Below are 19,801 nucleotides of genomic sequence, written 5' to 3' on the forward strand. Positions count from 1 at the left end.
GGCCTGCAGGTGCTTGGCTGCGGCCGCGCGCTCAGCTTCCGTCGCCGCTGTCGGGGGCGGTGCCGAGCTTGGCGATGACCTCGTCCAGCGTGGCATAGAGGTGTGCAATGAACTCGACGCCCAGCTGGTTTTCCAGCTCGCGGTAGGTGGCCTCGATCGTGGGCGCCAGGCTGGCGGCCAGGGCCTTGCCTTTGGGGGTGACCGACACCCGCACCCGGCGTTGGTCGTTTTCCAGCCGCTCGCGCAGCACCAGGCCCAGGTCGTCCATGCGCGCCAGGATGCCGGCCAGGCTGGGGCTGGACAGGCGGCAGATGTCTCCGATCTGGCGCGGCTCCAGCGGCCCATGGTCCAGCAAGGCACGCACCACGCGCCATTGCTGCTCGGTGAGGCCGACCGTGTTGAGGATGGGCCGAAAGCGCGCAAAGACGCTTTCACGGGCCTGCAGAAACAGCAGCGGCAGGTTGCGGTGGACGAGGTCCAGTGGTTGTGAATCCATAAACGTGAATCATCCTCGAAACATACGGAGGGTCTGGGTCTCCGCGTAAACCCCGGGAAAAAACAGGCGGGAGATGTTGACTTGCTCATATGTTAGCAAATAAGATGCTCACATATTAGCAATTAACTGCCATGCACTCAAACCCCTGCCATCTGGAGTTCGATGTTGCGCCCTACCGGCTGTCCGGGGTGGTGTACGGAACCCTGCTCAACCACGAGCCCGCCATGGCCGCGCTGGGCGCCGCCGCCGAGCAGCCGCCCTACAAGGCGCGGCCCCAGGCGCCGGTTCTGTACATCAAGCCGCGCAACACCCTGGCGGGCCATGGGGAAGCCGTGGTGGTGCCCGCCGATGCCCCCGCGCTGGAGGTCGGCGCTTCGTTGGGCATCGTCATCGGCCGAACCGCATGCTGCGTGGCGCCAGAGCAGGCGCTGGACCATGTGGCGGGCTACACCATCGTGAACGACATCAGCGTGCCGCATGCGCTGTTCTACCGGCCCTCGATCCGCTTCAAAGCGCGCGATGGTTCCTGCCCCGTCGGACCCACGGTCGTGCCCCGCGCAGCCGTGGGCAACCCCGATGCCCTGGACGTGCGTGTCTGGGTGGACGGTGCCCTCGTGCACCGCACCACCACGGGCGAGCGGCGGCGCTCGGTGGCGCGCTTGTTGGCCGATGTCACCGAGTTCATGACCCTGTCGCCCGGCGACGTGCTCATGCTGGGGGTGTCTGCCGGAGCGCCGCGCGTGCACGCAGGCCAGCAGGTCCGCATCGAGATCGAGGGCCTGGGCCAACTCGACAACCGGTTTGTGAAAGAAGGAGTCGCGCTATGAAGAAGGCAAGGGTGGCCTATGCAGGCGCGATTCACGAGGCAACGCCCCATGGCGAGCAGATCCGCCTGGCCGATGGCCGCGTGCTGGCGCCGGGCGAGGTGGTCTGGCTGCCGCCGTTCGAGGTGGGCACCATCATCGCGCTGGGCCTGAACTACGCGGACCATGTGAAGGAGCTGTCGGGCGAACTGACCGTGACCGCCAAGGACGAGCCGCTGGTGTTCCTCAAAGGCCCGGGGGCGCTGATCGGCCACAACGGCCAGACGCGCCGGCCGGCCGGCGTGGCCTTCATGCACTACGAGTGCGAGCTCGCGGTGGTGATCGGCAAGACGGCGTGCGGCGTGAAGAAGGCCGACGCCCTGCAGCATGTGGCGGGCTACACGGTGTGCAACGACTACGCGATCCGCGACTACCTGGAGAACTGGTACCGGCCCAACCTGCTCGTGAAGAACCGCGACACCTGCACCGTGCTGGGCCCCTGGTTCGTGGATGCGGCCGACGTGCCCGACCCGCACGACCTGCAGCTGCGCACCCTGGTCAACGGCCAGGTGGTGCAGCAGGGGCACACCGGCAACATGGTCAATGACATTGCCGAACTGATCGAATACCTGAGCGGCTTCATGACGCTGCGCGCGGGCGACGTGATCCTGACGGGCACCCCCGAAAGCGTGGTGAACATCAACGTGGGCGACGAGGTGGTCACCGAGATCGACGGCATCGGCCGGCTGGTGAACACCATCGTGGGCGACCAAGCCTTCGGCCGCTGATGGCCCTTCCAAAACAATATCCCTGCATCCTGGAGATTCCTTTCATGCGCATCCAACACCTGATCGGCGGCAAGCCCGTTGAGAGCCGCGAATACTTCGAAACTGTGAACCCCGCCACCCAGGAGGTGCTGGCCGAGGTGGCCAGCGGCGGCGCGGCCGAAGTCCATGCTGCCGTGGCCGCAGCCAAGGACGCCTTTCCCGCCTGGGCCGGCTTGGCTGCCACCGAGCGCGCCAAGCTCGTGCGCAAGCTCGGCGACCTGATCGCCGCCGAGGTGCCCGCGCTGGCACTGACCGAAACCAAGGACACGGGCCAGGTCATCGGCCAGACCGGCAAGGCGCTGATTCCGCGCGCGGCCGACAACTTCTACTACTTCGCCGAGATGTGCACCCGCGTGGACGGCCACACCTACCCCACGCCCACGCACCTGAACTACACGCTGTTCCATCCGGTGGGTGTGTGCGCGCTGATCTCGCCCTGGAACGTGCCCTTCATGACCTCCACCTGGAAGGTGGCCCCCGCGCTGGCCTTTGGCAACACGGCCGTGCTCAAGATGAGCGAGCTGTCGCCCCTGACGGCCGCGCGCTTGGGCGAACTGGCGCTCGAAGCCGGCATTCCCGCCGGCGTGCTGAACGTGGTGCATGGCTATGGCAAGGACGCGGGCGAGCCCCTGTGCACCCACCCCGATGTGCGCGCCATCTCGTTCACCGGCTCCACGGCCACGGGCAACCGCATCGTGCAGGCCGCGGGCCTCAAGAAGTTCAGCATGGAGCTGGGCGGCAAGAGCCCTTTCGTGGTGTTCGCCGACGCCGACCTGGACCGCGCACTCGACGCCGCGATCTTCATGATCTTCTCCAACAACGGGGAGCGCTGCACCGCCGGTTCGCGCATCCTGGTGCAGAAGTCCATCTATGCCGACTTCGCGCAGAAATTCGCGGCGCGCGCGCGCCGCATCGCGGTGGGCGACCCGCTGGATGAAAAAACCATCGTCGGCCCGATGATCAGCCAGGCCCATCTGGCCAAGGTGCGCAGCTACATCGAGCTGGGCCCGAAAGAGGGCGCGACCCTGCTGTGCGGCGGCCTGGCCACGCCCGACCTGCCAGCGCACCTGCAAAAGGGCAACTTCGTGCTGCCCACGGTGTTTGCCGACGTGGACAACCGCATGAAGATTGCCCAGGACGAGATCTTCGGCCCCGTGGCCTGCCTGATCCCGTTCGAGGACGAGGCCGAAGCGATCCGCCTGGCCAACGACATCCAGTACGGTCTGTCGAGTTATGTGTGGACCGAGAACATCGGCCGGGCGCACCGCGTGGCGGCAGGCATCGAGGCGGGCATGTGTTTCGTCAACAGCCAGAACGTGCGCGACCTGCGCCAGCCCTTCGGCGGCACCAAGGGCAGCGGCACGGGGCGCGAGGGCGGCACCTGGAGCTACGAGGTGTTCCTGGAGCCCAAGAACATCGCGGTGTCCATGGGCAGCCACCACATTCCGCACTGGGGCGTCTGACGCGCAGAACGCACCACCGCCACCGCGCGCAAGAACAACAGCACCGGAGACAACACCCACCATGACAGCCATACATCGTCGCACCCTGCTGGGCGCTGCGGCCGCATGGGCCGGAATGCCCTGGCGGGCCGAAGCCCAAGCTGCCTGGCCTGCGCGGGCACTCAAGATCGTGGTGCCCTTCACGCCCGGCGGCACCACAGACTACGTGACGCGGCTGGTGGCGCTGGAGCTGGCCAGGTCCCTCGCTCAGCCCGTGGTGGTGGACAACAAGCCCGGTGCTGGCACCGTGATCGGCGTGGACGCGGTGGCCAAGGCCGCGCCCGACGGCTACAGCTTTGTGACCGTGGCCAACAGCTTTGCGGCCAACCAGAGCCTCGTCAAACGGCTGCCTTACAACACGCTGGAAGACCTGCGGCCCGTGGCGCTGATGGGCCTGTCGGGGCATGTGCTGGCCACCCACCCGGGCAGCGGCCTGCGCACGCTGGCAGACCTGCGCCAGCAGGCTCTGCGCCGTCCCGGCGTGCTCAGCTATGCCTCGTTTGGCAATGGTACCTCTGCGCACCTCTCGGGCGAGCTGCTCAAGCAGCAGCTGGGCGTAGACCTGATCCATGTGCCCTACAAAGGCCAGGGGCCGGCGCTGGCCGACCTGCTGGGCGGACAGGTGAGCGTGACGTTCGGCAACTGGCCGGAATTCCGCAGCCATGTGCAGTCGGGCAAGCTGGTGGCGCTGGGCATGGCCACGGCCCAGCGCCTGGCCCAGGCCCCCGACATCCCGACCCTGGCAGAACAAGGCACGCCGCTTGAATCCAATTCCTGGAACGGGCTGTTGGCACCCGCCGGCACACCCGACGCCGTGGTGCAGCGCATGAACGCCGAGGTCGGCAAGGCCCTGGACAGCCCTGCCGTGGTGCAGGCATTCGCGCAGGGCGGCATCGCCGCGCAGCCTGGCACGCCGGCGCAGTTTGCGGACTTTCTGCGCAGCGAGATCACCAAGTACGCCGCCATCGCCCGCAAGGCCAATATCCAACTGGACAACTGAGAAAGGCAGGAAACAAGAATGGGACAACTCGCACTGGCCGCCAAAATCACCCACGTGCCCTCGATGTACCTGAGCGAACTGGAGGGCCCGAACAAGGGGTTCCGCCAGGCCGCCATCGACGGCCATGCCGAGATCGGCCGCCGCTGCCGGGAGCTGGGCGTGGACACCATCGTGGTGTTCGACACGCACTGGCTGGTGAACGCCAACTACCATGTCAACTGCGCGCCGCAGTTCCAGGGGGTGTACACCAGCAACGAGCTGCCGCACTTCATCAGCAACCTGGACTACGCGTTTCCCGGCAACCCGGAGCTGGGGCAACTGCTGGCCAAGGCCTGCTGCGCACAGGGCGTGGAGACCCTGGCCCACCCCGCGACCACGCTGGCGCCCGAGTACGGAACGCTGGTGCCCATGCGCTACATGAATGGCGACCAGCATTTCAAGGTGGTGTCGGTGTCGGCGCTGTGCACGGTGCACTACCTCAACGATAGCGCGCGCCTGGGCTGGGCCATGCGCCGGGCCATTGAGGAACAGTACGACGGCACCGTGGCCTTTCTGGCCAGCGGCAGCCTGAGCCACCGCTTCGCCCAGAACGGCCTGGCGCCCGAGTTCGCACAGAAGATCTGGAGCCCCTTCCTCGAAACCCTGGACCACCGCGTCATCGAGATGTGGCGGGCGGGCGACTGGGCCACCTTCTGCGAGATGCTGCCCGAGTACGCGGCCAAGGGCCATGGCGAAGGTTTCATGCACGACACCGCCATGCTGGTGGGCGCGCTGGGCTGGTCGGAGTACGCGGGGCGGGCGGAAGTGGTGACGCCGTACTTCGGCGCCTCGGGCACGGGGCAGATCAACGCCATCTTCCCGGTCACGCCGCAGACGGGGCGCGCCATCCCGGCAGCGCAGGCCTCCTCGGCCTCGGGCTACCAGGTCTTCAGCCGCCTCTGACCTGTCCTTGAGCCGTCCTTGACACGCACCTGAGCCGGAGCCGCGCCATGCCCCACCTGGTCATCCTCTACACCCCCAACCTGGACCTGCCCGCCGCAGAGGGCGGCAGCGACATGGCGGCGCTGTGCCGCACCCTGGCCCGCACCCTGTGCGCCCAAGTGGACGACGCTGGCAAGCAGGTGTTCCCTACCGGCGGCGTGCGCGTGCTGGCCTACCCGGCGGCGCACTGTGCCGTGGCCGACGGCGGCGCCGCCGGGCTGGCAGCGGGGGATGACAGGGGCTATGCCTTCGTCTACCTCAACCTGCGCATGGGGCGCGGCCGCGGTGCGGCCACCCACCTGTCCGTGGGCCGCGCGCTGGAGGCGGCAGCCCAGGCCCATTTCGCTGCGCTGCTCGCGTCGCGCCACATCGGCATCACCTTGCAGATCGACGAAGGTCCCGAGGTGTTCGACGCCAAGCACAGTTCCATCCATCCCCTGTTCCACAAGCCGGCCCATGGCTAGGCACAACACCATGCTTTCACAAGACACCGTGGGCACCCTGGCGCGCGCGCTCCAAGAGGCGCGCAAGACCCGCACGCAGCTGCGTCACTTCTCACTGCAATACCCCGAGATGACCATCGAGGACGGCTATGCCATCCAGCGCGAATGGGTGCGGCTGGAGCTGGCCGAGGGCCGCACCATCAAGGGCCGCAAGATCGGCCTGACCTCGCGGGCCATGCAGATTGCCAGCCAGATCACCGAGCCCGACTACGCGCCACTGATGGACGACATGTTCTTCGACGCCGGCGGTGACATCCCCATCGCGCGCTTCATCGCGCCGCGTGTGGAGGTGGAGCTGGCCTTCATCCTGGCCAAGCCGCTGCAGGGCCCGGGTGTCACGCTGTTCGATGTGCTCTCGGCCACCGACTACGTGGTGCCCGCCATCGAGATCATCGACTCGCGCATCGAGCAGTTCGACCGCGAGACCCGCGCCATGCGCAAGGTGTTCGACACCATCTCGGACTTTGCCGCCAATGCCGGCATCGTGCTGGGCGGCCGCCCCGTCAAGCCCCTGGACGTGGACCTGCGCTGGGTGGGCGCGCTGTTGCACAAGAACGGCGTGATCGAGGAAAGCGGCCTGGCCGCCGCCGTGCTCAACCACCCGGCGAACGGTGTGGCCTGGCTGGCCAACAAGATCGCACCCTATGGCGAGCAGCTCAACGCGGGCGACGTGGTGCTGGCGGGCTCGTTCACGCGCCCCACGGCGGCGGTGGCGGGCGACAGCTTCCATGCCGACTACGGCCCGCTGGGCTCAGTGTCCTTCCGTTTTGTGTGAGGCCTTTGCCATGATGCAGATCCCCAACAACCGCTTTCGCAACGCGCTGCGCGCAGGCCAACCGCAGATCGGCCTGTGGGTGGGGCTGGCCGATGCCAACGCCGCCGAGGCGCTGGCCGGCTGCGGCTTTGACTGGCTGCTGCTGGACGGTGAGCACGCGCCCAACGATGTGCGCAGCGTGCTCGATCAGCTGCGCGCCGTGGCCCCATACCCCGTGCACCCCGTGGTGCGCCCGGTGCAGGCCGATGTGGCGCTGGTCAAGCAGTACCTGGACGTGGGCGCGCAGACCCTGCTCATCCCCATGGTCGATACGCCCGAACAGGCGGCCCTCATGGTGCGCGCCATGCGCTACGCACCGGAGGGTATCCGGGGCATGGGCGCGGCCTTGGCGCGCGCCTCGCGCTGGAACCAGGTGGAGGACTACCTGAACCGCGCCAACGGCGAAATGTGCCTGCTGGTGCAGGCCGAGACCCCGCTGGCGATGCAGAACCTGCAGGCCATCGCCGCGACCGAGGGCGTGGACGGGGTGTTCTTCGGCCCCGCCGATCTGTCGGCGTCGATGGGCTACCGGGGCCAGGCCAGCCACCCCGCCGTGCAACGGGCCATCCTGGACGGCATTGCCACCGTGCGTGCCGCCGGCAAGGCCGCCGGCATTCTGATGGCGGACCGCCAACTCGCCCAGAGCTACCTGGATGCGGGTGCCCTGTTCGTGGCGGTGGGCGTGGACACCACGCTGCTGGTGCGCAGCGCTACAGAGCTGGCGCGCAGCTTTGGCCGAGACCGGGTGCCGGCGCCTGCGCCCCTGCCCGGCGGCGGCAATCCCTACTGACGGGCCTATCCACAGACAGACACCCCAGCACCGGGCGCTGCCGCAGGCAGCACCCGCAGCGCAGCCTTTTCCGGTTTCCCCGAGTCAGCCACCAAGCCGACCTTTTTTCCAACCATCCCTGTGAGGAGACACCCCATGTCCACATTCAATCTCTCCCGCCGCGCGGCCCTGTGCACGGCCGCGATGTCCCTGAGCAGCCTGCCGCTGGCCACCCTGGCGCAGGACAAGCGCCCCCTCGAATGGGTGGTGGGCATGGCGGCCGGCGGCGGCACCGATATCGTGGCGCGCACCGTGGCCGACCAGATGAGCAAGACGCTGAACCAGACCATCGTGGTGGTCAACAAGCCCGGCGCGGCGCACAACATCGCGGCGGACTATGTGGCGCGCTCGCCCACCCCGGCCAACCTGCTGCTCACGGGCGACTATGCCGTGCTGGCCACCAACCCCTGGCTGTACAGCAAGCTGTCGTACAACGCCGACCGGGACCTGTCGTCGGTGGGTATGCTGGTGCGCTTCCCGTTGATCCTGGTGGTCTCGCCAAAGCTGCCCGTCAAGAACTTCAAGGAGTTCCTGGCCTGGGCCAAGGCCCAGCCTGGCGGCGTCAACTATGCGTCGCCCGGTGCGGGCACGCCCCACCACCTGACCATGGAGCTGCTTCGCCAGCGCACCGGGCTGAACATGACCCATGTGCCCTACCGGGGCGTCACCCCCGCGATCCAGGACATCATGGGCGGGCAGGTTCCGTTCATGTTCGTCGAGTCGGCGGGCGGCATGCCGAACATCGTGGGCGGCAACCTGCGCCCCATTGGCGTGGCCAGCGCCCAGCGCATGGCCACGCTGCCCGAGGTGCCCACGCTGATGGAGCAGGGCCTCAAGGACTTCGAGGCCTTTGCCTGGCAGGGCATGTCGGTCCACGCCTCCACGCCGCCCGAGGAAATCAAGCGCCTGAGCACCGCGCTGCAGGCCGCGCTGAACTCCACGCCGGTGAAGGCGCGCTTCCAGGCCCTGGGCGTGGAAGCCATGCCCGGCACGCCCGCGCAGATGAACACCTTTGCCGCAGCCGAGCGCGCGCGCTGGGGCAAGCTCATCAAGGACATCGGCCTGAAGCTCGAATAAGCGATGCGCGCACGCCAGCCCCATACACCACAGCCACCCCACGACTACGCCATGCACACACTTGCACTCCAGGACCCCGGCCTGCTCAAGGCCCGCTGCTACATCGACGGCCAGTGGGTCGACGCCGACAGCGGGGCCACGCTCCCCGTGAACAACCCCGCCAATGGCGCGCGGATCGGCACCATCCCGAACGCAGGCGCCGCGCAAACCCGGGCCGCCATCGCGGCTGCCGACCGGGCGTTTGGCCCCTGGAAGGCCCGTACGGCCGAAGACCGCGCGCGCATCCTGCGCCGCTGGTTCGAACTCATGCTGCAACACCAGGAGGACCTGGCCCTGATCATGACCAGCGAGCAGGGCAAGCCCCTGGCCGAAGCCCGGGGCGAGATCGCCTACGCCGCGTCCTACATCGAATGGTTTGCCGAGGAAGCTCGCCGCATCTATGGCGAGATGATCCCCTCGCCCTGGCAGGACAAGCGCATCGTCGTGACGCGCGAGCCGGTGGGCGTGTGCGCGGCCATCACGCCCTGGAACTTCCCGGCCGCCATGATCACGCGCAAGGTGGCGCCGGCGCTGGCGGCGGGCTGCACCATCATCGTCAAGCCCGCCACGCAGACGCCGCTGTCGGCGCTGGCCATGGCCGAGCTGGCGGTGCGGGCCGGTGTGCCGGCGGGGGTGTTCAGCGTCATCACCGGCGATGCGCGGCCCATAGGCGCCGAGCTCACGGCCAGCCCCGTGGTGCGCAAGCTCACGTTCACGGGCTCGACCGAAATCGGCCGTGTGCTGGCCGCGCAATGCGCGCCCACGCTCAAGAAGATGTCGCTGGAGCTGGGCGGCAATGCGCCCTTCATCGTGTTCGACGACGCGGACCTGGACGCCGCCGTGCAGGGCGCCATGGCCTCCAAATACCGCAACACGGGGCAGACCTGCGTGTGCGCCAACCGCCTGCTGGTGCAGGACGGCGTGTACGACGCCTTTACCGAGAAGCTGGCCCATGCCGTGGCCGCGCTGAAGGTGGGCAATGGCCTGGAGGAGGGGGTGGAGCAAGGCCCGCTGATCGACGCGGCCTCGCTGGCCAAGGTGGAGGAACTGGTGGCCGACGCCAAGGCCCGGGGGGGCCGTGTGGTGACGGGCGGAAAGCGCCATGCGCTGGGCGGCACGTTCTACGAGCCCACCATCTTGGCGGACATCACCCCGGACATGCGCATGGCGCGCGAGGAGATCTTCGGCCCGGTGGCGCCGCTGTTCCGTTTCAAGACCGAGGCCGAGGCGGTCCAGATGGCCAACGACACCGAGTTTGGCCTGGCCGCCTACTTCTACTCGCGCGATGTGGGGCGGGTCTGGCGCGTGAGCGGCGCGCTGCAATACGGCATGGTGGGCATCAATGCGGGTGTGATCTCCACGGCGGTGGCCCCGTTCGGCGGCGTCAAGCAGTCGGGCATGGGGCGCGAGGGCTCGATGCATGGCATCGAGGAATACGTGGACACCAAGTACCTGTGCATGGGGGGGATATGACCCGGACGAGGGCCCAGGAAATGCACTCGCCATAGTGCACCTCACCATTGCAGCTTTTATTTTGTACGCATGAAGTCCCCCTAGTCCTGAGTCAATCAGGATTTGAGGTTGGAGGGCAGTTCGAAACGGACTCAATCATGGGTATTTGGCCGAGGGCTTCACGAGGTCGATGGTGGTCGTAGCGGTGTAACCAGTCTGCCGTCATTTCACTCGCTTCCAGCAAAGAATCGGAGACCTGGCAGTCCAGCACCTCGTTGCGGTAGGCCTTGTTGAACCAGCCGACATAGGCATTCAGCGTTGGCTGTCCAGGTTGGGTGTCAGTTGCCAGCCTGAAGCTGCCACGCTGGAGGTCGGTTCTGCAGCGGTTGCTCATTCACTGACGCGCTTCCACAGCACGGTGACCAACCCAAAGCGGTCATTGGCCGCGCCTGTACTTTGTTCAATCGGACGGCGGATATCTGGTGGGTAGCTGTCGTTTTCGCCCGGCAGAATCAGGGCAACGCCACAAAGGTCCGGTTTCGACGATCGCGAATAGGTGCTGCCGACCCAAAGCGGGTGTAGCGACTAATCAAATGGCCGTCTGACAGCGGTCATTCAAGCGAGTGTTGATTTCCACGCAGAAGTGACCCACTAACCCCCGGAATTTCCATCCAAACCTGACCCACGTACTAACCCTAACCTGCTGCTTTGCTGAACGGCAGGAGACCAGGAGTGATAGACGTGGCAACACTGAGTGTCATCAAGCGCTGGGCCCTGCGAGAGCAGCTGTCCATCAGGGCGATCGCCCGCCGCACGGGCCTCTCGCGCAACACCATCCGCAAGTACCGGCGCGCAGGCGAGGCCGAGCCGCACTACGCCAAGCGGGTCGGTCCTTCCAAGCTCGATCCCTTCGCATCGAAGCTCTCGGGCTGGCTCAACTGGCAGTTTGGGGGGCATGGACTCATTGCGAGCGGGGCGTGAAGGGCACGGGTGTCGCGGGCGGCAGCACCTGCGCCAAGTAGCGGTCCAGGTCGGCCTGCCAGAGCGCGGGGTACTGGTGGATGCCATGCCCGTCTTGCCCCTGCGGCGGCGCATAGTCCACCATGCGGCCTTGCCCGCCTGCGGCGCGAAACGCCTCAAAGCTGGCGCGGCTGCTGGCCAGCGTGTAGTACGAATCATGCTCGCCATACAGCCACAGCGTGGGCCGGGCAAAGGCCGCGCCGCGCACGAAGCCCGTGCGGTTGACGGCGGCACCGGCCTCCCTGCAGGCCTCGCCCAACCAGCCGCCTACGAAGTTGACGACGCCTAGGAACATGCCAGGCCGCGTGCCCGCGTAGGCCACCGAGAGGATGCCCCCGCGCGAGACGCCGCCGATCAATAGACGGGTCTTGTCCACGTCGGGGCGCTGCTGCAGGTGCGACATCACCACGTCCAGGTCGGTGATGGCCCTGTCCAGGCCCGGCAAAGAGCGGTCTGGTTGGCATGAGTAGCCGGCCGAGCGGGTGGCGCCAAAGCCCTCGTCGTACAGGCCGTCGGACTTGCCGCGCCCGCGCCGCTGGGGAAACACCACCTGCCAGCCTTTGGAGGTGAAGTACTGCGCCACTTCTGGGCTGGTCCAGGTGAAGGTGAACCACGCGGGCCGGTTGCCAGCGCCGGTGGAGCCGTGGTTGAAGACCACCGTGGGGAGCGGACCCTTGGCATCGAGGGGGCGGTAGACCACTGCCTCCAGCGTCTGGGCGCGACCGTCGTCGCTGACCCAGGGTGTGGGCAGGCGCTGAACGGAGCGGGTGTAGTGCGGCGCGATGGGACGGTTGCTTAGCACGCCGGCCAGCAGCAGTTGCGTCTCGGGGCGCCAGGCGGCGATCTCCATCTCGCCACTTTCGCCAGGGCCCTCGCGCAGGCGCATCACCAGGCGCGCACCGGTGCGCAGCCGCGCGTGCAACTCCCTGCCGACGAAGCTCGCCTGCGTGCGGTCCGTTACCTGTGGCTGCTGTTCGTTCGCCCCGGCGTAGACCACAGTGGCGCCCGTGGCGGTGACCGATTCGACCGCGATGCGGATGTCGCAAGCCCGCGCCATGCAGGCCGAGCCCTGCCACACGCCGCTGAAGTGGGCCTTGCCCGCAGGCAGCGCGGCATTGGGCGGGGTGATGACCACGTCTGGGGGCAGTTGGGCCGCCACCGCACTCTCCGAAAGGGCTGGGCTCAGGCCTGGCATGTAGGCTGGCCAGGCTGTGGCTGCTGCCGGTGCCGTGGGTGCTTCCAACGCCGGTGTGGGTTGCTGCGCGGTGGCCGGCGCACCCAGCAGCGCCAGCAGCGGCGCACAGAGCAGCAACAGGCCGGCGGTGCGCGCCCGGTATGGCTTGGCTGTGCCGGTCAACAAGGGAGAGGAGCGTGCGGTGCGGGCGGAAGGTGGTGGGCGCATGGAGCCATTTTGTACAGGCTTTCTTAACGCCGGCCAAAGGCGCTTTGGGATGCATGGGCACCGGCAGCCGCAGGTGTGAAGGTCAATCAGCGAGCGCGAACACCAGCAATACCAGGCATGCATGGCCCATGAGCTGCTGCCGCGTCGCTGGACATGTGCACATGCAAGCGGCCTAGGGAGGACCGCTTTGTAGATGCAGCGACCGGGAGGAATGGGTCGATAGCTGCCGCTGGATGCCCGTGACTTGATCGGCTGCTACCAGCCTCAAACAGACCGCGTTGAAGGTTAGCTCCGCGGTCATGCCATCCTCAGCAAACTCCCGTAGTTTCACAAACAGTCCACGCACACCTTGGTTTTCAGAACATGGTCGTCGCGTGGACTGAGTAGTGCGCTACTCCGCCTTTTCATCAATCTCGCGGATCAACGCCCTTGCCTCATCTCCCTCGGGAATTGGCCGCCCACTATCTCTCCACTCGATTGCCGACTTGAATCCCTGCTCTTGCGCATGGCGGCGGAACCATAATCCCTCCGGGTTGTGCCGGGTGATCCCATCGAACACCGTGGCCATCATCTGGGTCTGCTCGATGCCCGTGTTCAGCATGACCTGGTTCACCACCATCTTGTGCATTGCCAAATGCGAGCGCGGCACGCCTGCAATCCGGTTGGCCAATTTCATTACCGTGCCTTCCAGCTCTGACGCCGGTACGGCCATGGTCGCAAGCCCCCATTCCGCAGCCTTCTTGCCATCGATGAGATCCCCGGTGAACATCATCTGCTTGGCCCGCATAGGGCCCAGGCGAAAGGTCCACATCGCAGTAGTGGGGCAGCCCCAAACGCGTGTTGGCATGTAGCCGATACGGGCGTCTTCCGCCATTACCAGCAAATCGCAGCACAGGGCAATGTCACTTCCCCCCGCGGCCGCTGCGCCGTGGACCTTGGCAATGGTGGGCTTGGCGCTTTTCCAGAGCGTCATGAAATCCTCTGTGTTTCGCTTCATGTAGGCGTAGTCCACCATGGGATCCCAGGGGTACTTCTCCTGCTGACAGGGATGCTCGATGTGCTGTTCTGCGTATCCCGCGAGGTCGTAGCCTCCACAAAAGCCTTTGCCTGCGCCCTCGATCACGATCACATGGACCTCTTCGTCAGCATTGGCCCATTCCACAGCCGCCCGGATCTCCCGGGGCATTTCGTCGCTGATGGCATTGAGCCGTTCAGGCCGGTTAAGAAGCAGGCGAGCGATGCGTGCGTTCTTTGGGTCTTTCTCGATTTGCAGAGTGCTGAAAGTGGGCATGGTCTGTCCTTGATTAAGGGAAAACGTTGATCGATTGAAAACAGTCAGTGTTGACTGTAAGACGCAATACACATACAGTCAACACTGACTGTTTAATTGATCGCACTTATGCAATCCATCATCAAATCCAAAACCTCAAAAGGCGATATCCCACCGGAGCGGTCCACACGTGACCGCATCCTGGATGCCGCTGTCCAGTCACTGATCGAGCAGGGAGCCGCCCGCACCACTACCCTTGAGGTGCAAAAGAAAGCCGGTGTGAGCCGTGGAGCCCTGCTCCATCACTTCCCCACCCATGCCGAGTTGTTGTCCGCCACGGTGGACGATCTGGTTCGTCGCAACGAGCAAAGCGTGTTCGAGTTGCAGGAAAAGCTCCACAACGCCCCAGATGCTGTCGAACGCGCCATCCGGTCCCTGGCACTGATGATGGGTCAGCCACCGTTCATGGCGGAACTGGAGCTGTGGGCGTTGGCCCGCACCGACGAGGGTCTGCGGGAGGCGCTGGTGAAGGTCGAGCGAGATGCCCGCAAAGCAAGCGAGCGCGTTTTGCGCGCGCTGTTTGCCCCAGTAGCTGATCGGCCTGGTCACGACGCCGTGATTGCGATGACCACTGAATTTCTGCGTGGATTCGTTCTGTCTGGCGTTTTGCGCAGGAACCCTGTGCGCCGCCAGCAAATGATCTCCGACTGGGTGCGGGCCACCCAGATCCTCCTTGAACACTGGAAGTAAAAACAATGCCGAGACTGCCTGACCCCTCCGTTTCCTACTGGCCGGCCGACACATCCCGGCCAGTCCTCAATCTGACTGCGGGTGATGCGCTGCGCCTGGCGGCGTTACGCCACCCTGATCGTTGCGCACTGGTCGAGGTGGTGCCAGAAGGCCTCCCTTCGCTGACTGGTGCGGATCGCACAGACAGGCGATGGACCTATGCTGAGCTGCTCGCAGATTCCGAGCGATGCGCTCGCTGGCTGCTCGGTCGCTTTGCACCTGGAGACCACATTTGCGTATGGGCCCCCAACGTACCTGAGTGGGTCATCCTGCAATACGGTGCTGCCTTGGCAGGCATGGTTTTGGTCACTGCGAATCCCGCCCTGCGGGCCGAGGAGTTGCGCTATGTGCTCAAGCAGTCACGATCGGTGGCGCTGATCCATGTGGACGCTTTCCGCGGCACGGACATGGCAGCGGTTGCATTGCAGGTGGCTGAAGAAGTCAAGGAAGTGTTCAGCCTGAGCCGCTGGGGGGAGGTTCGCGGTGGGCCTCAAACCGGTGAGCTTCCCAAAGTGGATCCGCGAGCTCCCGCGCAACTGCAGTACACGTCCGGTACGACTGGGCAGCCCAAGGGCGCACTGTTGCACCACATGGGGCTGCTGACGAATGCCAGCTATGTCACCGCACGGTTGGAACTGGGCGATGGCGTGCTGATCAGCCCCATGCCCTTGTTCCACACGGCGGGTTCGGTGATGAGCGTGCTGGGCAGCATGGCCAGTGGCGCCACACTGGTTTTGCCGCAGTTCTTTGATACCGAGACGGTGTTGGCGGCTATCGAGCGCGAAAAGGCCACCGTCTTGTACGGCGTGCCCACCATGCTCATTGCTCTGCTGGAGCATCCCAAGCGGGATCAATACGATCTGTCGAGCTTGCGCTTTGCCAATTCAGGTGGTGCCCCTGTACCTCCAGAATTGCTGCGGCGTGTCCAGGCTGGTCTTGGCTGCGATCTGCTGTCGGTCTATGGCCAGACTGAGGCCAGTCCCATCATCTTCCAGACGGCGCCGCACGATGCCCCTGCCGACAAGGCAGAAACAGCTGGGCGCCCCCTTTGGAATGTTGAGGTGAGGATCGCAGACCCGGTAAGCAGCTCTGCTGTGATGATTGGCGTAGGCGGCGAAGTGCAAGCAAAGGGTTACCAGACGATGCTTGGTTACTACAACATGCCTGAGGCTACAGCCCAGGCATTCACCCAGGACGGTTGGTTGCGTACCGGGGATCTCGGGGTGATGGATGACCGAGGATACGTGCGCATTACCGGGCGCCTCAAGGACATGATCATTCGTGGTGGAGAGAACATCTATCCTGTAGAGGTGGAGGCCCGGCTTCTGGAACACCCCGAAGTGGTGGATGCGGCGGTGTTCGGGTTACCCGATTCGCATTGGGGCGAGGTGGTCTGTGCCGCATTGCGGTTCCGCACTCCGGAGAACGCACCTACCGCGACGGAGCTGCGCGACTTTTGCAGACAAACGCTCACACCACAGAAGGCACCTTCGCGCTATTTTGCAAGTACGGCGTTTCCGCTCACGGGGTCTGGGAAGGTGCAGAAGTTCCAACTGATCCAGCAGGCGCGTGAAGGGTTGATAGCGCCTCTGCAGTAGTGGTTCAGGTCGTGAAGTGCGAGCTGGAGAAGAATGGCAAGGGGTGACTGTGGCCTGCCTTGCAGCGGTTGCCGTCTTCCAGACTTGGCCGTCGAACGAGCTCTATCGGCCAAGAAGCAGACATCCAACATTGAAGATCAATCCATTGGTGCATGAGTAGACAATGTCCGAAACGGTTTGAGAATCCAACCCCTACCGGTCCATCGAGGTGGGGCAACTCCGTTTGTAGCCTGCGTTCGACTGCTGCCAATCTGAAGTTAACCTCAACTTCCCGGGCTCCTAGTTTTGGCAATCGTTTGCTTGCGCCTTAGTTCGATGAGAACTACCCTTTCTTAGCTTCAACGACACGAAGAGAGGGTGAAATGCGATCGCTATCAGTGCTGACTTTTTTTGTTCTCACCGGTTTTGGTTCAAGCTCTATTGCTGCCACTTCAGCATGTCCGGGGCTCACGCCTGAAGGCAAACGACAGCAGTTGACGCCCCCAGAGTATCAGCCCAACCTCGTTGCATACGCGAATGATCATGCCCCTGGGAATCTAGCTGCAGCAGCACAAGCTATTGTTTCGAAATTCGAGACGGGTTCAGCGAAGGGCTATGAAAAGGTTTCGTCGACGGACAAACTGTCGGTGGGAATAAGCCAATGGAATCATGGAAGTGGCAGTCTCTACAGCATGTTCTTTCCATTGATCTCTCAGGACATGCTGAATAGGGCGCCATCGGCGATAAGGGATGATCTTGTTGCACTCAAGACCGACAAGAGCCGCCGGGAGGAGATCATCAATTCCTGGCTTGTGCCGCGTGAAGGTGATTCGCTCGAAAAAGGTGTGCGGCGCTCCGTCAGAAGTGCTCTTTCAGAGTGGCTTGCGAGCCCGGAAATCGTGGCAGTGCAGCAGAAACTTACAGCAGAGAGTCTCGATTCAGCCTGGCGTCTGGCAAAGGCATGGCAAGCCGAGAAGGATCCAAAGAAACCAGTCTCACTAAAGCTCTTCACAAACTTCTACGACGTAGTCATCTACAACGGCGGCTTCGCTGATGTTTGGGTGCAGCATGTAGCTGCATTTCGAAAATCTCATCCAGACGCTGCGAGTGTCCTCGCAAAGCTGGAGGAGTGGACCACGAACTGTGAGAGATTCTCGTCACCAACCGCCAAGCACAAAAATCTATACTCATTAAAGGATCTGCGTCGAAGCGTGCAAATGTGGAAAGAGGCGGCCGAGAGTCATCCTGAACTCTTCGACGATGAAGCTTTGGATCTGCTCGCCCTAGGGTTGCTACGTGCGCAACGATCCGTGGGGAATAACTCTCCAAAGGGATTTCCTGGCGTTTTCCAGGCTGATGTGATGCTGCGTAGAGGTACTGAAGCCGTCGGCATCGGGTACCGAGGAGCCAAGATTGGCCCCCTATATCCTTGATGCATCTCCTCAGAGTCCACACGCAGCAATCTTGGTAGCGGCAGTGTCGACGTTCGCAGGCATTGTCCCGGCGAGCTTGGAGTAGTCGACCGAGGCGGTTCCAAGTAGCGCTGTTCTTGAAATAACAGAGCCCAGATCCTTTACCGGCTTGCTTCCACTTTCGCAAACGTCGCCGAGCCTGCGTGCAAGGGTCTCATAGTCCGAAGGTGCGAATTGATCGTTAAATGTCTCGCTGGAGCGGCAGTATGTCCTTGCCGCATCCACCGCGTTCTTGTCTACAGCTTGTGCAGAACGATGAAGCATGATGCACTGTGCCGTAAACGCGATATCCCTCGCAACGAACTCTCGATAGAAGGTGCTGGTGTTTCGCTCAGCAAGTTGCCCAACTTTTCGTTGTGCCTGATCCCAGGCTGCATCTTTCTGCTTCGCTTTTACGTAGTCTCCCAGCGATTCCGTAATGTTTGTGGAGTTTGATGACCTGATTCTCTCGAGCAACTGTTCCGTGGTCGTGTTGGGCGATAGGTTTGGGCCCGGCATGTTCTTGACGAATGTGAAGACCATATAGTTCGTCAGATTTGGGGCAGAGTTGCTCGGTGCAAAGTGGCCGGTCCCAGGGTTATACGAGGAGTGCCAGTCGCACTCGGATTTTTCTTTCGCATCCTTCTGTTTGTGAGCAGGAACGTGCGAGCAGTCCTTTCTCCATGGGTAAACGAGGTCTCTTGTGGACTTTCGGATCAAGACGAGGTCGCCCTCTTGGAGGGTTGGAAGATATGGGCTGCTGCCGGTTCGGTTGACACCGGCTTAAGCTTTTTGAGCTTCCTCGAACTGTATAGGACTGACATACCCCAGTGTTGAATGACGGCGCATGGGGTTGTAGAAACGCTCGATGTAATCGAACACATCCGAACGAGCCTGTTCCCGAGTCCGGTAAACCTTCCTGGCTATGCGCTCGGTCTTGAGCGAACTGAAGAAGCTTTCCATGGCCGAGTTGTCCCACACCTCGCCAGCGCGGCTCATGCTGCAGGTGATACCTTGCTCCTTGAACAGTTGCTGGAAGTGGGTGCTGGTGTATTGGCTGCCTTGATCCGAGTGATGCAGCAGTGCCACGGGCCTACCCCGCCGCCACACGGCCATCATCAGCGCATCGACCACCAGTTGCGAGGTCATGCTCTGTTGCATCGACCAGCCCACGATGCGCCTCGAGTAAAGGTCCAGCACCGCCGCCACGTATAACCAGCCCTCGGCTGTCCAGATATAGGTAAAGTCCGCCACCCACTTCTGGTTCGGTGCGTCCGCCTGGAATTGACGGTCCAGCACGTTGTCGGCCGCCGCACAGCGTTCGCCCCGGTCCCTGGGCAGTCCGCGTCGCCTGGGCCTGGCGCGCAGCGCTTGCTCACGCATCAATCGCTCGATGCGATGCAGCCCGCAGTTCTCGCCCAGCTCCAGCACATCACGCCACACACGCCTTGCACCGTAGGTGCGGTCGCCGAGCACAAAGCTCTGACGCACTTGGACACCCAGCACCTCGTCGCTGAGACTCCTCTGGCTCCTGGGGCGCACCAGCCAGGCATAGAAGCCACCACGCGACACCGAGCGCCTCGCACATCTGATTGATTGGCCAGGCCCCTCGGTGTTTCGCCACGAAGCCGAACTTCACATCGACTCCTTCGCGAAGTAGGCCGCGGCTTTTTTCAAGATGTCACGCTCCATCTTGAGCTTGGCCACCTCCTTGCGCAACCGCGCTATCTCGGCTTCCTGGACCTTTTGCTTGCCGTTGCCGGGAAACGCCTCTTGCGGCTCCTCGCGCAGTTCCCGTACCCACTTGCGCAAAACGTTCTCGTGAACGTCCAAATCTTTGGCCGCTTGGGGAACCGACACCCCGCGCTCTTTGACCAATTTCACCGCCTCAAGCTTGAACTCTCGGCTGAACTTCCTTCTTGTGACCATCTGCCACCTCCAGTTTCATCTTCCACCTTAACAAGGTGTC

Annotated in this window: 20 protein-coding genes and 1 pseudogene; 14 read left to right on the forward strand and 7 right to left on the reverse strand. The window is 64.0% G+C overall.

Annotated elements, in window-relative coordinates:
• Nucleotides 1-31: 31 nt before the first annotated feature.
• Nucleotides 32-496 carry a homoprotocatechuate degradation operon regulator HpaR gene (gene hpaR, locus AC07OC_RS16765; protein ID WP_218339829.1) on the reverse strand — a complete coding sequence of 155 codons (465 nt, stop codon included), beginning with the start codon at nucleotides 494-496 and terminating at the stop codon, nucleotides 32-34.
• A gap of 131 nt (nucleotides 497-627) precedes the next feature.
• Between hpaR and AC07OC_RS16770 the strand changes: the two genes are divergently transcribed.
• The 10 genes from AC07OC_RS16770 (at nucleotide 628) to AC07OC_RS16815 (ending at nucleotide 10,344) form a co-directional block, all read left to right on the forward strand.
• Nucleotides 628-1,323 (forward strand): fumarylacetoacetate hydrolase family protein, encoded by a 696-nt coding sequence (locus tag AC07OC_RS16770; protein WP_218339828.1) that lies wholly within the window; start codon nucleotides 628-630, stop codon nucleotides 1,321-1,323.
• Nucleotides 1,320-2,087 carry a fumarylacetoacetate hydrolase family protein gene (locus AC07OC_RS16775; protein WP_218339827.1) on the forward strand — a complete coding sequence of 256 codons (768 nt, stop codon included), beginning with the start codon at nucleotides 1,320-1,322 and terminating at the stop codon, nucleotides 2,085-2,087. Before AC07OC_RS16770 ends, AC07OC_RS16775 begins: the two co-directional genes overlap by 4 nt.
• Before the next feature lie 44 nt (nucleotides 2,088-2,131).
• On the forward strand, nucleotides 2,132-3,589 hold the full coding sequence (hpaE, locus tag AC07OC_RS16780; protein ID WP_218339826.1) for a 5-carboxymethyl-2-hydroxymuconate semialdehyde dehydrogenase: 1,458 nt from the start codon (nucleotides 2,132-2,134) through the stop codon (nucleotides 3,587-3,589).
• A gap of 70 nt (nucleotides 3,590-3,659) precedes the next feature.
• Nucleotides 3,660-4,628, forward strand: a complete 969-nt coding sequence (locus AC07OC_RS16785) for a tripartite tricarboxylate transporter substrate binding protein (protein ID WP_370627784.1) — start codon at nucleotides 3,660-3,662, stop codon at nucleotides 4,626-4,628.
• 18 nt (nucleotides 4,629-4,646) lie between these two features.
• On the forward strand, nucleotides 4,647-5,570 hold the full coding sequence (gene hpaD, locus AC07OC_RS16790) for a 3,4-dihydroxyphenylacetate 2,3-dioxygenase (protein ID WP_218339824.1): 924 nt from the start codon (nucleotides 4,647-4,649) through the stop codon (nucleotides 5,568-5,570).
• A 47-nt stretch (nucleotides 5,571-5,617) separates the two neighbouring features.
• Entirely contained in the window at nucleotides 5,618-6,073 is a 456-nt protein-coding gene (locus tag AC07OC_RS16795; protein WP_218339823.1) for a 5-carboxymethyl-2-hydroxymuconate Delta-isomerase, read from the forward strand.
• A 10-nt stretch (nucleotides 6,074-6,083) separates the two neighbouring features.
• The gene (hpaH, locus tag AC07OC_RS16800; protein WP_218339822.1) at nucleotides 6,084-6,887 is read left to right on the forward strand and encodes a 2-oxo-hept-4-ene-1,7-dioate hydratase; all 804 of its coding nucleotides are present in this window, start codon (nucleotides 6,084-6,086) and stop codon (nucleotides 6,885-6,887) included.
• 13 nt (nucleotides 6,888-6,900) lie between these two features.
• Nucleotides 6,901-7,716 carry a 4-hydroxy-2-oxoheptanedioate aldolase gene (hpaI, locus tag AC07OC_RS16805; RefSeq protein ID WP_218339945.1) on the forward strand — a complete coding sequence of 272 codons (816 nt, stop codon included), beginning with the start codon at nucleotides 6,901-6,903 and terminating at the stop codon, nucleotides 7,714-7,716.
• 135 nt (nucleotides 7,717-7,851) lie between these two features.
• Nucleotides 7,852-8,832, forward strand: a complete 981-nt coding sequence (locus AC07OC_RS16810; RefSeq protein WP_218339821.1) for a Bug family tripartite tricarboxylate transporter substrate binding protein — start codon at nucleotides 7,852-7,854, stop codon at nucleotides 8,830-8,832.
• Nucleotides 8,833-8,883: 51 nt separating this feature from the next.
• Nucleotides 8,884-10,344 carry an NAD-dependent succinate-semialdehyde dehydrogenase gene (locus AC07OC_RS16815; protein ID WP_218339820.1) on the forward strand — a complete coding sequence of 487 codons (1,461 nt, stop codon included), beginning with the start codon at nucleotides 8,884-8,886 and terminating at the stop codon, nucleotides 10,342-10,344.
• 91 nt (nucleotides 10,345-10,435) lie between these two features.
• On the opposite strand, the gene AC07OC_RS16820 is transcribed toward AC07OC_RS16815, so the two are convergent.
• Nucleotides 10,436-10,717 carry an integrase core domain-containing protein gene (locus tag AC07OC_RS16820; protein ID WP_218339819.1) on the reverse strand — a complete coding sequence of 94 codons (282 nt, stop codon included), beginning with the start codon at nucleotides 10,715-10,717 and terminating at the stop codon, nucleotides 10,436-10,438.
• 338 nt (nucleotides 10,718-11,055) lie between these two features.
• On the opposite strand from AC07OC_RS16820, the pseudogene AC07OC_RS16825 reads away from it, so the two are divergent.
• Nucleotides 11,056-11,259 (forward strand): annotated as a pseudogene (locus AC07OC_RS16825) (IS21 family transposase); the annotation flags it as partial.
• A 25-nt stretch (nucleotides 11,260-11,284) separates the two neighbouring features.
• Here the strand turns inward: AC07OC_RS16825 and AC07OC_RS16830 are convergent.
• Complete coding sequence (locus AC07OC_RS16830; RefSeq protein WP_494601766.1) at nucleotides 11,285-12,745, reverse strand: alpha/beta hydrolase family protein; 1,461 nt, start codon at nucleotides 12,743-12,745, stop codon at nucleotides 11,285-11,287.
• Between the two features lie 391 nt (nucleotides 12,746-13,136).
• A complete protein-coding gene (locus AC07OC_RS16835) occupies nucleotides 13,137-14,036 on the reverse strand; it encodes a crotonase/enoyl-CoA hydratase family protein (RefSeq protein WP_218339817.1) in 900 nt (299 codons plus the stop codon).
• Nucleotides 14,037-14,144: 108 nt separating this feature from the next.
• On the opposite strand from AC07OC_RS16835, the gene AC07OC_RS16840 reads away from it, so the two are divergent.
• The 3 genes from AC07OC_RS16840 (at nucleotide 14,145) to AC07OC_RS16850 (ending at nucleotide 17,814) form a co-directional block, all read left to right on the forward strand.
• Nucleotides 14,145-14,765: a TetR/AcrR family transcriptional regulator gene (locus AC07OC_RS16840; protein WP_494601768.1), complete on the forward strand. Its 621-nt coding sequence runs from the start codon at nucleotides 14,145-14,147 to the stop codon at nucleotides 14,763-14,765.
• A gap of 5 nt (nucleotides 14,766-14,770) precedes the next feature.
• On the forward strand, nucleotides 14,771-16,402 hold the full coding sequence (locus AC07OC_RS16845) for an AMP-binding protein (RefSeq protein ID WP_218339815.1): 1,632 nt from the start codon (nucleotides 14,771-14,773) through the stop codon (nucleotides 16,400-16,402).
• A 362-nt stretch (nucleotides 16,403-16,764) separates the two neighbouring features.
• On the forward strand, nucleotides 16,765-17,814 hold the full coding sequence (locus tag AC07OC_RS16850) for a hypothetical protein (protein ID WP_218339814.1): 1,050 nt from the start codon (nucleotides 16,765-16,767) through the stop codon (nucleotides 17,812-17,814).
• Between the two features lie 9 nt (nucleotides 17,815-17,823).
• On the opposite strand, the gene AC07OC_RS16855 is transcribed toward AC07OC_RS16850, so the two are convergent.
• The 3 genes from AC07OC_RS16855 to AC07OC_RS16865 all read right to left on the reverse strand — a co-directional run bounded on the left by AC07OC_RS16855 (nucleotide 17,824) and on the right by AC07OC_RS16865 (nucleotide 19,761).
• The gene (locus AC07OC_RS16855) at nucleotides 17,824-18,375 is read right to left on the reverse strand and encodes a hypothetical protein (RefSeq protein ID WP_218339813.1); all 552 of its coding nucleotides are present in this window, start codon (nucleotides 18,373-18,375) and stop codon (nucleotides 17,824-17,826) included.
• Between the two features lie 240 nt (nucleotides 18,376-18,615).
• Complete coding sequence (locus AC07OC_RS16860) at nucleotides 18,616-19,425, reverse strand: IS3 family transposase (RefSeq protein ID WP_370627783.1); 810 nt, start codon at nucleotides 19,423-19,425, stop codon at nucleotides 18,616-18,618.
• A gap of 42 nt (nucleotides 19,426-19,467) precedes the next feature.
• Nucleotides 19,468-19,761, reverse strand: a complete 294-nt coding sequence (locus AC07OC_RS16865) for a transposase (RefSeq protein WP_255591054.1) — start codon at nucleotides 19,759-19,761, stop codon at nucleotides 19,468-19,470.
• Between the last annotated feature and the right edge of the window lie 40 nt (nucleotides 19,762-19,801).

Source organism: Acidovorax sp. GW821-FHT10E04, assembly GCF_059415185.1.

Bases quoted from the DNA above. Each gene is read 5' to 3' on its own strand.
- AC07OC_RS16830 (WP_494601766.1), bottom strand. From the start codon at position 12,745: ATGCGCCCACCACCTTCCGCCCGCACCGCACGCTCCTCTCCCTTGTTG.
- AC07OC_RS16770 (WP_218339828.1), top strand. From the start codon at position 628: ATGCACTCAAACCCCTGCCATCTGGAGTTCGATGTTGCGCCCTACCGG.
- hpaR (WP_218339829.1), bottom strand. From the start codon at position 496: ATGGATTCACAACCACTGGACCTCGTCCACCGCAACCTGCCGCTGCTG.
- AC07OC_RS16795 (WP_218339823.1), top strand. From the start codon at position 5,618: ATGCCCCACCTGGTCATCCTCTACACCCCCAACCTGGACCTGCCCGCC.
- AC07OC_RS16840 (WP_494601768.1), top strand. From the start codon at position 14,145: ATGCAATCCATCATCAAATCCAAAACCTCAAAAGGCGATATCCCACCG.
- AC07OC_RS16835 (WP_218339817.1), bottom strand. From the start codon at position 14,036: ATGCCCACTTTCAGCACTCTGCAAATCGAGAAAGACCCAAAGAACGCA.
- AC07OC_RS16855 (WP_218339813.1), bottom strand. From the start codon at position 18,375: ATGGTCTTCACATTCGTCAAGAACATGCCGGGCCCAAACCTATCGCCC.
- hpaD (WP_218339824.1), top strand. From the start codon at position 4,647: ATGGGACAACTCGCACTGGCCGCCAAAATCACCCACGTGCCCTCGATG.
- AC07OC_RS16775 (WP_218339827.1), top strand. From the start codon at position 1,320: ATGAAGAAGGCAAGGGTGGCCTATGCAGGCGCGATTCACGAGGCAACG.
- hpaI (WP_218339945.1), top strand. From the start codon at position 6,901: ATGCAGATCCCCAACAACCGCTTTCGCAACGCGCTGCGCGCAGGCCAA.
- AC07OC_RS16850 (WP_218339814.1), top strand. From the start codon at position 16,765: ATGCGATCGCTATCAGTGCTGACTTTTTTTGTTCTCACCGGTTTTGGT.
- AC07OC_RS16820 (WP_218339819.1), bottom strand. From the start codon at position 10,717: ATGAGCAACCGCTGCAGAACCGACCTCCAGCGTGGCAGCTTCAGGCTG.
- AC07OC_RS16845 (WP_218339815.1), top strand. From the start codon at position 14,771: ATGCCGAGACTGCCTGACCCCTCCGTTTCCTACTGGCCGGCCGACACA.
- AC07OC_RS16865 (WP_255591054.1), bottom strand. From the start codon at position 19,761: ATGGTCACAAGAAGGAAGTTCAGCCGAGAGTTCAAGCTTGAGGCGGTG.
- AC07OC_RS16815 (WP_218339820.1), top strand. From the start codon at position 8,884: ATGCACACACTTGCACTCCAGGACCCCGGCCTGCTCAAGGCCCGCTGC.
- hpaH (WP_218339822.1), top strand. From the start codon at position 6,084: ATGCTTTCACAAGACACCGTGGGCACCCTGGCGCGCGCGCTCCAAGAG.
- hpaE (WP_218339826.1), top strand. From the start codon at position 2,132: ATGCGCATCCAACACCTGATCGGCGGCAAGCCCGTTGAGAGCCGCGAA.
- AC07OC_RS16810 (WP_218339821.1), top strand. From the start codon at position 7,852: ATGTCCACATTCAATCTCTCCCGCCGCGCGGCCCTGTGCACGGCCGCG.